Consider the following 14981-nt stretch of genomic DNA (forward strand, 5'->3'; position numbering starts at 1 on the left):
GGTGTTTTTTCAGTATAACTTTGAGTGAAAATTTAAGGGGGTATAGGATGGCTTCCGCAGCAGGTAGAAGTAAATATTTTGATAATGCGAAATTTATATTGATTTTTCTTGTTGTTTTTGGGCATATGATTAGCCCGTATAAAGACCAGGATAAATTACTATTTACCTTATATACCGTGATTTTTCTTTTTCACATGCCGGCGTTTATTTTGATATCCGGCTATTTTGCTAAAGGTTATAAAAAGAAAGGGTATCTTCAAAAATCTGTACAAAAAATCTTGATTCCCTACTTTGTTTTTCAAGTTATCTATTCTGTTTTTTATTTTTTACTGGGCAAGGAAGAAACACTTGAATTTGATTTGTTCCAGCCTCATTGGTCGTTATGGTTTTTGTTAAGTTTGTTTTTTTGGAATTTATTACTCTATGTATTTGCTAAATTAAAATGGGTTGGATTACTCATTGCCGTCATACTTGGCATCGTTGTCGGATATTTTGAGAATGCGGGGAGTTTTATGAGTATATCTCGGACCTTTGTTTTCTTTCCATATTTTCTATTAGGGTTCTTAATGGATGGGGAACATTTAAAACGGATCATTAGAGCAAAGTTTGCAGTTCCAGCCGGAGTGGTCATTATCGTCTTTACATTTTTATTTTTTGGGTTTAGTTTCCCAAAAGATGCTGTCCCATGGCTGTTAGGAGATACCTCATATGAAAATATGGGGGGTATGCAGCTTAGTGATGGACTGCTGCGTGCTTTACAATATGGTTTAACGTTAATTGTTGTTTTTGGCTTCTTGCCTTTAATTCCATCCAATCAGTATCGAATAACCAAAATAGGTGAAAGGACACTTTATGTTTACTTATTCCATGGGTTTATTATAAAATCCATACAAGCTATTTTACCAAATGCCATATCAGAAAATTATTTATTTTTAATAGTTTTCTCCTTCATAGTTTGTTTAGTTTTGGGAAGTTATATGATAAAAAAATATACCCGACCGCTCGTCGAGTTAAAAATATAAAAGCCGAATGTGTTCTAAACACATTCGGCTTGTTTTTTACCCTAAAAATCCAAATAACGAACTAACAAATTTCTTCTTTTTTCTATTAAGCTTGCCTTGCTCTAAAACTATCGGTTTGTCTGGCAGCGTGGTTTTCGTAATCTCATGAAGCTGTGATTTGAGGGATTCAACTTGTTTTGTTAAATCTTTAACCTCAGTCTGTAATTCCTCAATTTCCCGGCGGTGCTGCAGCAGTTGATAGGATGCCACTGAGTCAGCTTTTGAATTCACCTTTGCTTCCAAGTCACTCACAATCGAATACAATCTTTCAAGCTCAGCATTGCTTTCAATTGATTTTACTGTCCCTTTTCGAATCTTTTTTTCTTGTACAGGGGCAATTTCTTGGAGTAAGGTTCCATTTTGGATTTGTGTCTGAATATTTTTTAGAAGGTCAATATCCTCATTATTAAAATGATAATGTCCTCGTTCATTCCGCTCCATCGGAAGTTCTAGCTGTTTTACCCATCGCTGAATGGTACTGGCTGAAACCCCTAAAAATTTTGCAACTTGGTTTGTATTCATCATCATTCCCCCCGCTTGAAAAATTCTTTGATTGGAGCAAGAGACTTCCTTTCTACTCCCAGAATTTCCACCATTTCTTTTCTTTCGCCGCAGCTACATCTCGAAAACTAGTTAACAAGTCCTGAAAGGCTGCTTCTCTTTGTGTAATTTCATGGCGGAATTGGTCCCGTTCCTTTCCACGTTCTAAACGGTCGATTTCAATCGCTTCCGAAAGGTTAAAAATCTCTGTGTTTGTAATGTCTACGTAATGTGCCAGTTCTTCTGTAGATTGAGATAACTGTTTCGAGAGTGTGTAAATCTCTTCTGAAGTTTCGTGAGAGGCATTTACAATACTCTTTGATAAATAAAGAAGCCTTTCAGTCGTCTGTTCTGCCGATTTTTCTAAGTGATCCGAAAGTTCTTCGATTCCTGCTTTTGTAGAAGCTGTCGATTGATTTATTGATTCAGATAGAGAGTTTACTGTGAAGTTAGCCCCGCTGGCAATTTCCTTTTTGACTTCATCCACTACTTCTTTTCGAAGTACATTTCTAATTTCTTCTTTTACATCATTTAAAAAGTTTTGTTTATAATTATCCATTGCAACAAAAAATTCATCGGCATTCTTTATTGCAATCTCTTCATCGGACATTGGTGTCCCTTCATGAGAAACAATCGCCAATTCCTGAGCTGAATGTTCTGATATTTCTTCTTCTGCCTCGGACATTTCTTCTATTTGTAAAGAAGATTCATCTGCCTCATGTTCAGTAATTTCTTCCTCTAGATCATCGGTACCTCCACGCAATAAATGTAATATCATTGACGTGCTTAGTTTGTTTTCGTACATTTGCTTAATTTCCAACAGTAAATCTATTTCTACTTGTGAATAGATTCTCGCCCCTTGTTTTGTTCGAGGTATTTCCAAATATTCCTCAAGGTCATCTTCCCATTTCTTGAGTGTCGCAGGTTTAACATTTATTTTTTTGGAAACTTCCTTTAATGTGAAAGTTTTCATAATAATCAAATCCCTTCTCTCTATATTAACGGTAAAACAGCTTTAGATAGTAAATTCTCTATGAAACCCCCCGTTTTCCTGCAGGGTGACAAAAGCTTTCAAAACAAGACGTATAACACGAAATACCAACAAATTTATGCAAAAAAAGCTGTGCGCAATGCACAGCTTTTACTCAATAATCCCTAGTTTTTTTAATCCATTATAAATCCCTGAATTGTTTACAGTTGTGGTTTTATGCTTAGTATATTGAAAGAGGTCAGGATGACCATTTCCCATAGCAAATCCTTCACCTACACTCATCAGCATTTCTTTATCATTTAACCCGTCTCCAAAAGCAATAGCATTTTCCTTTGAAAGCCCAAGATGGTTGAGTACATATTGGACGGCAATCCCTTTATTTACCTTAAATCTAATTACATCATAACAATGACGCATTCCTTCAAGATTTACTTGTGATAAGTGAATTTGATCTTCAATTTTATATAAGGCTGTATCCTTTGATGCTAAGTTTATCAAGGTCATTCCTAGAATATCATAATCATTTGCCGGCAAATAGATACCGTTTTTATGTAAGTGGAACTTCGCAATAAATTCTTTTACACAATCTGCTTCTAAGTCGGTGAATAAATTTTGGTCCTTCGTATACAAAACAAGTTCATGTTGATTCGTTTTCGCTATGTCTATGAATTGTATAACACTTTCCTTCTCAATCGGCTCCTGAAAAAGATCTTTACCTTGATAAATGGCAAAAGCACCATTATACCCGATAAGCGAGTTTATCTTTAACTCATCTGCTAGCTCTCTGATTTCGTGTAAGGGTCTCCCAGTTGCTAAAAATACCTCTATTCCTTTCTGTTGAACCTGCTGAATCGCTTTTACTGTAGTTTCATCAATGGAATCATCGGGCTTGATGATGGTTCCATCAATATCTAAAAATAAAACTTTATACTCAGACATTGAACGGCTCCTTTTATGAAGTATGTTTTCTTAGTTTAACATTAATAACTTGGAGATAAAATATCGTAGTGGAATAATGTTTAGATAACAACTACAAAGACAGGTCTTATACTTGTATGTCTATTCTTTGATAAAAGCAGATAAGCAACAAATACCGATGATTCATGAGCAAACAAAAGATAAATCATTATTTTTAATAAAAATTCGAGCTAAGTCGGTTAATTTAAGTGAAAATCACTCTTTACAATCAATCTGGTTGAGGATACAATAATCGTCATAATCAACTTGAATTAAATATTTCGGCTAAATCCCATTTATCATGGGTACGGAGGAACCAATTTTATTGGGGTTAATTCTACATTGTGGAAAGGATGAGAATATCTTTCGCCATCCTACCCGTCAGCTAACTTCGTCGGCTAAAGCGAAGGAGGTCAATAGACCGCCAAGTGCAGGGGCTTTTTTGTTTTATGAAAACATATTAAGCAGCTTGACTAAAATGGAGGTCTTTTATTATGCCTATTTTTAGGGAACAGGTGAAGATGAAGATGACATTAAAAGATTATTTAACAAAACTGAAAATAGGCTTGCCGAAAACAATGGTTCATCTAGATAAACAGGTTTACGAAGCTGGTAGCATCATAAATGGCACGATTGAGATTACAGGCGGGCTATTGAAAAATAAAATAAAAAGATATGATATTGACCTTGTTGGGGTTGATTCAAATTCATTTGTAGAAGAAACATTAAATAGTCATTCCGTGTTCTGTTCTCTAGAGTGTAGTCCAAACCAGACTGGAAAGATCACTTTCTTTATCGATGTTCCAGAAGAAATAAAAAAAAATCATCATACCTTTCAATATTCTTTAATGATAAATATTGATTTAGGAAATGCCAATAATATTACCCAAAATGTCCCGGTTATGATAGGTGCGGTTTCTTAGTATATATCTATTAATCTATGTAAATCGGAAAAACTTCCTATTTATTGATATAGCATTGTAAACTGCTAGAAATTTATATGTAAACTCTCTCCAGTATAATAAAGTTATCAAGACTTTATTAGGGCGGGTGCAATAATGGAAGAAACCATGGTTAAATCTTACTTACAGAAATCACTAGAAGAGTGGAAAGATGATATTTCAGTAGTCCTTGCCGAAATTGATAAAGAATATGACGAAGTGGCACAAGAATTAAAGGTATACTCTTATAAATACGGGATCACCAAGCAAGTCATTCAATCGACAGTGAATGAAGAAATTATTGAAAGTATACGGCAAAGGTATCATAAACCGTTTGAGGAAAGTTATAATCAATTAAAGGAATATATAAAAGACTTAGAAGAGAAACAACGTGTTTTTCATATGTTTGTTCAAAAAATTGATGAAGTAAACCGCAAGGAATCATCAAAGGCTTCTAATGTATAAATAGTAATAAAGTCTGGTCCATTTGGATCAGGCTTTTTTTATCAACATTTCAGAATCATAGGCAAGTGAAAGAATTTTGCATACATTAATTAGCAGGATTTTATCGAGAGGTGCTGAAGTATGATTACTGCAAGGATCGGAAGCAAGTTGTATCATTTGCCGGAAAATCTTGAGGATTACTTTCATAAGTTTCGGTCTGGAATCATCGGCATTGATCAACAATTTGACTCACCCTTTGGAAAGAAACCGATAATTTATGCGGATTGGACAGCAAGTGGAAGATTATTTCGACCAATTGAACAAAAAATTTCAGAGGTATTTGGCCCATTTATGGCAAATACACATACGGAATCCAATATTACCAGTCTAATGATGACCGGAATTTATAATCAATCCAGAAGAATTATTAAGGAACATGTTAATGCTGATGAGAATGACGCCCTCATTCTTGATGGTTTTGGGATGACGTCGGTCATGAATAAACTACAGCGATTCTTGGGTATTAGGGTACCAGAGCAATGGACTGACAGAATAAAGCTTTCTAAGAAAGAAACCCCTGTTGTATTTCTCACTCATATGGAACACCATTCCAACCAAACCTCATGGCTTGAGACCTTAGCAGATGTTGAGATTATTAGACCCGACTCAAGAGGGGCCGTAGATATTAATCATCTTGAACAGCTTTTGTCCCAATATCGGGATCGAGCAATAAAAATTGGTTCATTTACAGCATGCTCGAACGTTACAGGAATACAAACCCCTTATCATCAGCTTGCAAAAATCATGCATAAGCATGGGGGACTTTGCTTTGTAGATTTTGCTGCCTCTGCACCATATGTGAAGATTGATATGCACCCGAAGGACCCGATGGAAAAACTCGACGCGATTCTCTTTTCTCCACATAAATTTTTAGGCGGGCCCGGTACGAGCGGCGTCTTACTTTTTGATAAAAGAATTTATTCAAGTGAGGTACCTGACCATCCCGGAGGAGGAACAGTTACTTGGACAAATCCCTGGGGGGAACACCACTACATTGAGGACATCGAGCTTCGGGAGGATGGAGGGACACCTGGTATTCTTCAAGCAATTCGTACAGCTTTATGTATAAAGTTAAAGGAACAAATGGGGGTAGAGAAAATTTTAGCGAGAGAAAAAGAACAGCTAAAGCTGCTTTTAACTGGATTAGAGACTGTTCCTAATCTGCATGTATTAGAGAGTCATCATCAAAATCGAATTGGGATTGTTTCATTTACTATTACGAACATTCATTACAATCTCATTGTCAAGCTGTTAAATGACCGGTTTGGTTTTCAAGTTCGGGGTGGATGTTCTTGTGCAGGAACCTACGGTCATTATTTATTGCAAATTGACAAGAATAAATCAAAGCAAATTGCTAATAAAATTGATTCAGGAGATTTATCTACTAAACCAGGATGGGTCCGGTTTTCCCTGCACCCTATCATGACAAATGAGGAAATTTTATTATTTGTAGATGCGATTAAAGAGATAACCAAAAACATCGAGGAATGGAAAAAGGATTATGTATACGACCCAGCAGGCAATGATTATTTTTATACTCAACACATTCGAAAGGATATGTCGCCATTGTTTAGTCTTGAGGACCAATAATGTCGACTAGGCAACGGTGGAACGGTCCCAACATATGCTAGTAAGAAAAAAGGTGGGATAACATGATTCACATTGTAAAGCGGGGCGATACACTTTATCAAATCTCTTTGGATTATCGAGTAAACCTCGCCAGTCTTTATGCAGCAAATCCCGGGGTAAACTACCAGCAATTATATGTAGGGCAAAAAATTCAAATCCCTGGCTTACCAGATCCGAATACGATTCCCTATTCCATACAAATATCGATTGCGAAGAGGCGACTTTCGTTATTCAGAAATGGAAGGCTTGAAAAAATCTATCCAATAGCTGTAGGAAAGATGTTAACTGGAACCCCGACCGGTGACTTTGTCATTGTTAACCGACAGATGAATCCGGGAGGACCTTTTGGTGTTATGTGGCTTTCACTTTCTAAACAAGGCTATGGTATTCATGGGACCAATGATCCAAGTTCGATAGGTAAATCTGTTTCGCATGGTTGTGTGAGAATGCATAATCGGGATGTACTTCAACTTGCCGAAAAGGTTCCAAATGGCACAAGGGTCATCATCCGAACATGATAATAATACGACAATGGCCGATTTTTCATAAAAATCGGCCTCATTTTATTTGAATAATGTGAATCCAAAAAACTAATCAATCGTATAACATGTATAATGAGAATATCTGCTTCCGCTCATGTTTACCTCGTATACATATGCGATGGAAGTTCAATTTGGATTTATGATTATATTCTTAATGGGTGGAATGATTTATTTAAGTAAATATGAAGTTCCAAAAAAACGTAAGCGGAGTTATATGGTTAGTGGTACCCTGTTTATTGCCATCGCTGGAGGAATGATTTTTATTCAAAAAGGATCATCTCCGTATATCTATATCGAATTGAAAGATAAGAAGATTTTTATAAATGATAAGGATCCGAAACAGACGAGGATTTGGTTTAAGCAGGTAAGTGATAAAGCAGGATTAACGCAATAAAAATCCCACCTCCTTAAAAGGGGAGGTGAGATTCTGTTGATTATTTGTAGATTACAATGGAACCTACTGATTTATCTTTAGCTTGTCCGTTCACACGAACCTTAAGTCCAAAGTTACCAATATTACGGCCAGCGTCTGGCATGAATGTGTTAATAAATGAGTTACTGTCATTAAATAGAGAAACTGCAGGTTGGCTTGGTCCAAACAATGTTTGAAGCCCTGGATAATCAAGATTTAATCCAGAAGTTGGATTTAAACCAAATGCAGCATCTGCGATATGGTAACGAGTAGATGCCTGGACCGGTGTTCCACCAATAATATCCCATTTTAAATCAGTATTTGGATGAGCATCTACAACTCCTACGAAGCCTTCACCAGGGTGAATGCCTGTCCAGTTGTCAGTAAAAGTTGGGTCTACATACCAGACAACAAGACCGCCATCATAGCTCATTAACGATTGCCCACGTTTGATATTGGCTAAACCTTTGTCAACCCCCGCATGGTTTCGCCACTCTAATAGGTAGTAGTGATCAGAGTACTTATTTCCATCCGATTTCTCAAAACCATTTAAAGTAAATGCTGGTGTTGTCTCTGCGCCATCTACCACGACAGAAGTACCATCTGCTTTAACATTAATGTTATCTACGTAGAAGCCCTTTTCTGATGTTCCCCAATCAGTAATATAACGGAAGCGAAGTTGTACTTTTTTACCTGCATAACCGGATAAATCAAATGCTTGTTTCGTCCAGCCATTGCTATCACCTGTAAAACCAGGAAGGGCAGGAGCAATTGTTGGATATGCTTCAGGTACTGCACTTGAAACCGTGTTGCTATTGCTTAAAGATTTCCAAGTTGCACCGTTATCTTCAGAGACTTGTACAAAAGCAAAATCCCAATCCTTTTCGATTTGATACCATGCATCAAATTCTAATGTTGCAGAAGTTTTTCCTGTTAAATCCACAGCTGTTACCATGTTTGAATCAATTTCATCTTGTTGTCCACCCCAGTACTCGAAGGAGCCAGTAGCAGGTGTGTTAATATTTGTAGCCTTTTGTGGCAAGTTTACTTTTGCAGCAATTGCGTTTTTACCATTTGGAGAGTTTGCTTGATCAAGTAACACTTGTGTTCCACTTGTAGTCACTTGGTTCCAGTCTAATTCCACAGTATCATTTGTCCAGTTTCCACCTAGATAGGATTGATAATATGCTTTTGCCAATGGAGAGAATCCAGTTGGCTCTGTACCGCCTATTTTACCAGCCCATGAACCACTTGCCATAATTGACCAGTAAGCAACTGCTTCACCAGTTCCAGAATAAACTGTATCATATTCATCTGGGTAGCCTAAATCATGACCATACTCATGTGCGAACACTCCGGTTGCGCCATCTTCTGGCATCATGGTGTAATCGTAAAATCCAGGTTTTCCTTTGCCTAAACCATCTGGATCAACCAATGTTGCAGAACGGTGTGACCAGATAGCATTATCCCCTAGTGATCCTCCACCTGCTTCTTGACCAACGCCTGAGTGGATAATCATTAAGTGGTCAACTAAACCGTCTTTTTCAAGTAAATTTCCGTCACCATCAAGATCATGCGGATCTTCTAAATCATAATTATCAACTGGAACACCAGCTGCTACAGCTGCTGCATAGGCATCAGCAACTAATTTTTTGGATCCACCAGGAGTAACATTATCATGACCACCGTTCGCTCGGTCTGCACCATAAAAAGCGGCAGTTCCTGGAACCTTTAACCAGCCATATGCTTTACCATCTACTGAGTAAGTTCCGCCTGATTGCTGTTCATAGAATTGTTTCATGGAAACAAAATCTTCACCGTTTGGACCTTCAACGCCATCTTCACCAAAAATCATATTTTCATAGTGTCCTAATGGATAATCAGGATAAAAATTATCAGTTTCACTAGACTTAATGTTATTATGTGCAAAGTCAGAGTATTCGACAGCTAGAACAAGAACTTTGTCCTCTCTTTTTTCACCGTTGTAAGAGGTTTCTTGAACAGGATCAGGATTTCCCTTTAGGTGTCCGTTTTTCTTACCATTCCCTTTTAATAATCCATTATTAAATTCTTTAAAATTATTTTGCTTTTCTGCTTCAGCTTTTTTTACTTTTGCAGCTAATGGGTCTGTTTCCTTAACTTTTGATTGTTTCCCTTTTAACTCAAGGTAATTTTTTAGGAATGTTTGCTTTACTTGTTCAGATGCATTTTTGGGGAGGAGACCTTGTTTAATAAAAGATTCAATTAATCTCTCTTCATTCACAATCGCTAAATCTAGTGAGCTGCTTGAAGAAAAAGAAGCGGCTTCCGCCTTATGTACAAGTCCCACATCCTTAAAGGAAGAATCAATACTTGGAAATCCTGCAAACAAAGTACCTGCAAGCATAACAGAAGAAAGACTAGTTTTGATATACTTATTCAATATTATTCCCCATTTCAATGTATTACGGCCGTATTAATATAATATTTAGAAAATTAGGACAAAACAATAGGTGAAATTGCCCTAATTTTCAACTGTAATTAGTGAGAAATGGGTCTAAGGTGATAGTTTTTCGACAAAGAACCCGACATTCATGTTGTAAATTGTCAAATATTAAGAATAAATAAATGTGTTATGAAAATAATAATAAATTATTTACAGTAGTAATTAGATGTGCTAAGTGAAAATATATTTGTGCAATAAAAAAGAAGTAATAACTTAGGCTGCAAACTAAGGGGGAGAGATTTTAATCATATTTTGCAGCAAAGAAAATTGCACTATAAAGATATTTTCATTATATGAAAATATCATGGTGTATTTTTCGTTATTCCAATATAGTAAAAATGACGCAAAAAAACAAATATTGCTACAGAAATATTATGACATCCTAAAAATTGGAGGATAAATGGGGAATATGTTGGATTGAAAAGGTGTGTTTTTCAAATACTAACAATAAACTCATTAATGAAGTGGGATATGTGAATGAGAAAACCAAAGAAACAAAACAAAATACCATTTATTATTATGTTGATCATCCACTCAAGTTTGCTTGGCTACTCTTTTTACAAGACCAAAAATAAAAAGCAATTATTCACATTATTAATGGCTGATATCGGATTTGCTTATTTGTTAGAGTATGTAGTTTTAAATGTTTTTCATGCTTATACCTATAAACCGAAAATAATTAAAAAGAACTTTTTTGACAACGTTTTTGGTGCTATTTTATCTCAAGGTATCTTTGTGCCTTTTACTGCTGTTTTCTCTACTGTTGCAAGAATAGGGTGGGTTGGTAAATTACTTGGAGGAGTTTATTTTTCACTGGTGGAACTGCTGTTTCTGAGGTTAAAAGTTTATAAACATAATTGGTGGAGAACTATATATACCTTAATCTTGATTCCTCTTTACTTTAAAATTAGTGATTGTTGGAATATTCTTTTAGGTAAATGGAATCCCTTAGTTCGTTTTATTTCACTTTTTCTTATGATATTGGTCACAGAAGCTAATTTATTATTTTTATTTGCTTTAACTAGAAAGGTTCGTTTCGGGGCAGGGAAATTTCATTCTTGGAAAGAACATTTTATTATTGTCCCGTTGTATGCAATTACCTTGTCATTATTTTCAACAGTATCATTCTTAAAACAGAATAATTGGTCTGCAAAGCTAAAGGTCTTGCTAATGATAATTGGATTAGATCAGATATTTAAGAAGCGGAAAGTGATAAAGGAAAAATTCGGTGTGGCAGATTATTTTACTGTCCGAATAATGGCGATATTTTTATATGGGAAGTTCAGTGATCTTGTTTATGGAGTGAGAAAAACGGGTGAGATGGAAGTTGTTGAGGAAAAATGCTCGAAATAAATCGGGAATAGACATAAAAAAAACGCCTTTTGGCGGTAGTTTCTTATTGTAATTACTAATAAACCATGATAAAATAAATTTTGGTTTCATACAAAAAATATGATGAAGGCAAATTATCTCTATAATAGAATAACACATAAAGTTAAAGTCTGTCAAATATTTAGGGACAAAATTTTTCTGGAGAGTGGTCAAATGAGCGATACGGTAAAGAGTGACTTGCAGATGGAGCAGGAACGTGTAAATTTCGTTAGTATGGAAATCGATAAGGAAAAAGTAAAACTCCAGAAAAATACTGGAGGTGTTAGTTCAGATGTACTTGAACTTCGAAAGACTTTCTGGGAGGACGTAACTGTTAATATGGATGAGCCGGATGATGTGATTGAGACGGCAGCCAGCATAAAGCAGCAAGCAGAGTTATTGTCAGAGCGGGAACGTACATTTAAACAAATGGATAAACAGATCCGAATCCTTGAACGCTTAAAATACTCACCCTATTTTGGACGGATTGATTTTTTAGAAACAGATGAAAAAAATGTTGATCAAGTTTATCTCGGAATTGCTTCTTTAATGGATGAGCATGATGAGAATTTTTTAATTTATGATTGGCGTGCACCAATTTCCAGCCTTTATTATGATTTTGCTCCTGGTCCTGCTTCTTATCCCACAATGGATGGGGAAATCAAAGGAGAAATGAAGCTGAAAAGACAATTTATCATTCGTGCATCGGACATTAAAGCAATGTTTGATACTGGTGTTACCATTGGAGATGAAATGCTCCAAGAAGTTCTAGGGAATAATGCAAATGCACAGATGAAGAGCATTGTTGCTACAATTCAGCGTGAACAAAACCTTATAATCCGTAATGAGCGAAGTAGACTCCTTATTGTTCAAGGAGTAGCGGGCAGCGGTAAAACTTCAGCAGCCCTTCAGCGTGTTGCTTATTTATTGTACAGATATCGTGAAACCATAAAGTCTGAGAATATCATGTTGTTTTCACCGAACCCGTTATTTAACTCCTACGTATCCACGGTACTCCCTGAACTAGGGGAAGAGAACATGGAGCAGGCTACCTTTATGGAATACTTAAATAATCGGATTGGCAGTGAATTTGATGTCGAGGATCCGTTTGATCAAATGGAATTTCTACTTAACAATGGGGAACATCCGGACTACGATACTAGGGTTAGAGGAATTCGGTATAAAGCCAGTCTACCGTTTAAAGAAATGATTGACCGGTATGTGATTCAATTATCAAGTAAGGGTCTGCTTTTTAAAGACCTAGTATTTAGAGGCGAAATTATCATATCTAATGAATTGATTTATGATTATTTTTATTCCCTAGATGCGAGTTTCACCATCCCAAACCGTATGGAAATGGTGAAGGATTGGCTTTTAAGAGAGTTGAAGAGAAAAGTCAAACAAGAACGCTCAAAAAGCTGGGTAGAGGATGAGGTACAATATCTTGAAAAAGAGGACTATTTAGAAGCATATCAGGAATTGCAAGGGAAAGACCGTTATACCGAGAAAAGTTTTGATGATTTCGAACAGGAACAAAAGATTTTGGCTGAAAAGGTAGTCAAGCAAAAATTCAGGCCATTATTTTCTCGTGTTAAAAAGTTAAATTTCCTCGATATGAAGGGATTATATAGCCAGTTATTTATAAAGGGGGCCGAAAACCTAGAAGTCCTTTTAGATGATTGGACTCAAATTTGTACGCAGACGGTTGAAACATTAGCAAACTATAAAATATCCTATGAGGATGCGACGCCGTTTGTCTACCTGCAGGACTTAATAAAGGGCAGGAAGTCTTCAACCGGTATTCGTCATATTTTTATCGACGAAGCTCAGGACTATTCTCCATTTCAGTTTGCACTGATACAAAGACTTTTTCCTTATAGTAAGATGACGCTGCTCGGGGATTTTAATCAGGCTATTTTCTCAGGTGCAACCGGATCAGCTACAGTTATATCGGATTATGAAGAAAAAGGGGAAGACATTGAAAAGATTGTTTTGACAAAGACCTATCGTTCTACTAAGGAGATTGTTGATTTCACCAGCAGTTTGGTAGAGGGTGGGGAAAAAATTGAACCATTTAATCGCCATGGTAAGAAGCCATCGGTAAAACTAGCTGAGCAAAACCAATTAAATGGTTTGATCTTGGGTAAAATAAATGAATTTTTAAATGAAGGGCACCGAACCATTGCAGTTATTTGTAGAACGGCTGCAGAGAGTAAAAGGGTATATACCGCATTGAAAGATGTCATTCCTGTACACCTCATTGAGAAGGCTACAATTGCTTATGAAAAAGGGATATTGGTAATCCCGTCGTATCTGGCAAAAGGTATCGAATTTGATGGTGTTATTCTTTATGATAGTTCAAAATACAAAAATGAAAGTGAAAGGAAGTTATTCTACACGGTCTGTACACGTGCTATGCATAGGCTGCACATGTATGCAACCAAGGAAATCAGTCCACTTATGAACGAAGTTCCGGGAAACTTATATGAGTTGGAATAAAACATAAAAAACAGCGGCCAAAAAGTGGTCGCTGTTTTTACGGTGTTTAATTATTTTTCCATTGCCTTTCAACCTGTTCAAAAGCAAGTCGGTAAATTTCTTCATCGGGCGTGTTAGGATTTGCTAAAACATTTGTTAAATAGTCTTTTCCTTCATACGTTACTTTTACATTTACTTGGAGCATAGTATCACCTTTCTCATCATAGTTTTTTTGAAAACTTTTATGAATTTTACGTGGAATTGATATAATGGTTTTATTCGTTTAGCTGGGAGGTCACAGGATGTCAGTTCATTTTGAAGAGATAACGAAACAAACGCTGTATATTGCGCTTGAAATGATAAATTCAAATCCAGATTACAATCTTGTTGAAAATGGCAGTACCCTAAGGGAACTTACCGATATAGAAGAAGAGTTTTTGAATCCTGATACCATTAGCTTGTTTATTAAGCTCGATGATACGTATATAGGGGTTATGGATTACTTAATGAAAAATCCAAAAGATCAGTGCCCGTGGTTGGGACTGTTAATGATTCATAGTGATTATCAAGGATTTGGTTTTGGTGCACATGCCTATGCACTTTATGAAAGTGAAATGCGTAATCGAGGCTTGAGGTGTGTTCGACTCGGTGTAATAAAAGAAAATGTAAGGGCAAAACAGTTTTGGGAATCATTAGGGTTTCTTTATATTAAAACAGCTTTAAGTGAAAATGGCAAGGAAATTTTTGTGTATGAAAAAAACTTCCCGAAGGAAGCTTAAACCTCAAGTAATAAGAATTCCTCGGCAAACTGCTGGACCTTTAGTTTGTCGATGTTATTTTTTCTTAAAGCGGACTCGGCCAAAATTAAATGGGCTTGAATAACAGTATTTCTTTTTAAATCCCTAATAGATACATCGCCATTCAGTAATTGAATGGCTTTTTCTCGGATGTCTTGACTCTTCGAAGAATGATACAGGAGAAAAGCAATGCAAGTAACTTTGTCCATCATCAACACTCCTTATTTTTATCAAGAATCGAACAATGGATAACAATTTCGACTTCCTATCTTA

Annotated in this window: 15 protein-coding genes and 1 riboswitch; of the genes, 9 read left to right on the forward strand and 6 right to left on the reverse strand. The window is 36.2% G+C overall.

Translation table 11 applies throughout. The features are described 5' to 3' along the window. The first annotated feature begins 47 nt into the window (after positions 1–47). Positions 48–1022 (forward strand): acyltransferase family protein, encoded by a 975-nt coding sequence (locus QFZ31_RS31600; protein WP_307310956.1) that lies wholly within the window; start codon positions 48–50, stop codon positions 1020–1022. A 36-nt stretch (positions 1023–1058) separates the two neighbouring features. Here QFZ31_RS31600 and QFZ31_RS31605 read toward each other — a convergent pair whose 3' ends face one another. The 3 genes from QFZ31_RS31605 to QFZ31_RS31615 form a co-directional block, all read right to left on the reverse strand. Next, positions 1059–1583, reverse strand: coding sequence for a MerR family transcriptional regulator (locus tag QFZ31_RS31605; protein ID WP_307310959.1), 525 nt, complete (start codon positions 1581–1583; stop codon positions 1059–1061). Positions 1584–1635: 52 nt separating this feature from the next. Further along, entirely contained in the window at positions 1636–2574 is a 939-nt protein-coding gene (locus tag QFZ31_RS31610) for a MerR family transcriptional regulator (protein ID WP_307310962.1), read from the reverse strand. A 168-nt stretch (positions 2575–2742) separates the two neighbouring features. Beyond that, entirely contained in the window at positions 2743–3531 is a 789-nt protein-coding gene (locus QFZ31_RS31615; RefSeq protein ID WP_307310965.1) for an HAD family hydrolase, read from the reverse strand. A gap of 291 nt (positions 3532–3822) precedes the next feature. Further along, positions 3823–3964, forward strand: a riboswitch (cyclic di-AMP (ydaO/yuaA leader). Between the two features lie 79 nt (positions 3965–4043). Here QFZ31_RS31615 and QFZ31_RS31620 point away from each other — a divergent pair. From QFZ31_RS31620 to QFZ31_RS31640, 5 genes are all read left to right on the forward strand, one after another. After that, on the forward strand, positions 4044–4472 hold the full coding sequence (locus QFZ31_RS31620; protein ID WP_307310968.1) for a sporulation protein: 429 nt from the start codon (positions 4044–4046) through the stop codon (positions 4470–4472). 135 nt (positions 4473–4607) lie between these two features. Then, entirely contained in the window at positions 4608–4955 is a 348-nt protein-coding gene (locus QFZ31_RS31625; protein ID WP_306073776.1) for a hypothetical protein, read from the forward strand. Between the two features lie 120 nt (positions 4956–5075). After that, positions 5076–6584 carry an aminotransferase class V-fold PLP-dependent enzyme gene (locus QFZ31_RS31630; RefSeq protein WP_307310969.1) on the forward strand — a complete coding sequence of 503 codons (1509 nt, stop codon included), beginning with the start codon at positions 5076–5078 and terminating at the stop codon, positions 6582–6584. 62 nt (positions 6585–6646) lie between these two features. Further along, positions 6647–7141 (forward strand): L,D-transpeptidase family protein, encoded by a 495-nt coding sequence (locus QFZ31_RS31635; RefSeq protein WP_307310972.1) that lies wholly within the window; start codon positions 6647–6649, stop codon positions 7139–7141. Between the two features lie 163 nt (positions 7142–7304). After that, positions 7305–7559 (forward strand): hypothetical protein, encoded by a 255-nt coding sequence (locus QFZ31_RS31640; protein WP_307310975.1) that lies wholly within the window; start codon positions 7305–7307, stop codon positions 7557–7559. A gap of 40 nt (positions 7560–7599) precedes the next feature. Here the strand turns inward: QFZ31_RS31640 and QFZ31_RS31645 are convergent, their stop codons facing one another. Continuing rightward, positions 7600–9999, reverse strand: a complete 2400-nt coding sequence (locus QFZ31_RS31645; protein WP_307310978.1) for an immune inhibitor A domain-containing protein — start codon at positions 9997–9999, stop codon at positions 7600–7602. A gap of 540 nt (positions 10000–10539) precedes the next feature. Here QFZ31_RS31645 and QFZ31_RS31650 point away from each other — a divergent pair. After that, positions 10540–11415, forward strand: coding sequence for a hypothetical protein (locus tag QFZ31_RS31650; RefSeq protein ID WP_307310981.1), 876 nt, complete (start codon positions 10540–10542; stop codon positions 11413–11415). Between the two features lie 192 nt (positions 11416–11607). Next, complete coding sequence (gene helD / locus QFZ31_RS31655) at positions 11608–13932, forward strand: RNA polymerase recycling motor HelD (protein WP_307310984.1); 2325 nt, start codon at positions 11608–11610, stop codon at positions 13930–13932. A 46-nt stretch (positions 13933–13978) separates the two neighbouring features. Here helD and QFZ31_RS31660 read toward each other — a convergent pair whose 3' ends face one another. After that, complete coding sequence (locus QFZ31_RS31660; RefSeq protein ID WP_179603431.1) at positions 13979–14116, reverse strand: BA3454 family stress response protein; 138 nt, start codon at positions 14114–14116, stop codon at positions 13979–13981. A gap of 97 nt (positions 14117–14213) precedes the next feature. Between QFZ31_RS31660 and QFZ31_RS31665 the strand changes: the two genes are divergently transcribed. Further along, a complete protein-coding gene (locus tag QFZ31_RS31665; protein ID WP_307310990.1) occupies positions 14214–14690 on the forward strand; it encodes a GNAT family N-acetyltransferase in 477 nt (158 codons plus the stop codon). Here the strand turns inward: QFZ31_RS31665 and QFZ31_RS31670 are convergent. Further along, positions 14687–14917 (reverse strand): hypothetical protein, encoded by a 231-nt coding sequence (locus tag QFZ31_RS31670; RefSeq protein ID WP_307310992.1) that lies wholly within the window; start codon positions 14915–14917, stop codon positions 14687–14689. The genes QFZ31_RS31665 and QFZ31_RS31670 overlap by 4 nt on opposite strands. Positions 14918–14981 lie beyond the last annotated feature (64 nt).

Source organism: Neobacillus niacini (assembly GCF_030817595.1).
Classification (GTDB): Bacteria; Bacillota; Bacilli; order Bacillales; family Cytobacillaceae; genus Neobacillus; species Neobacillus niacini_G.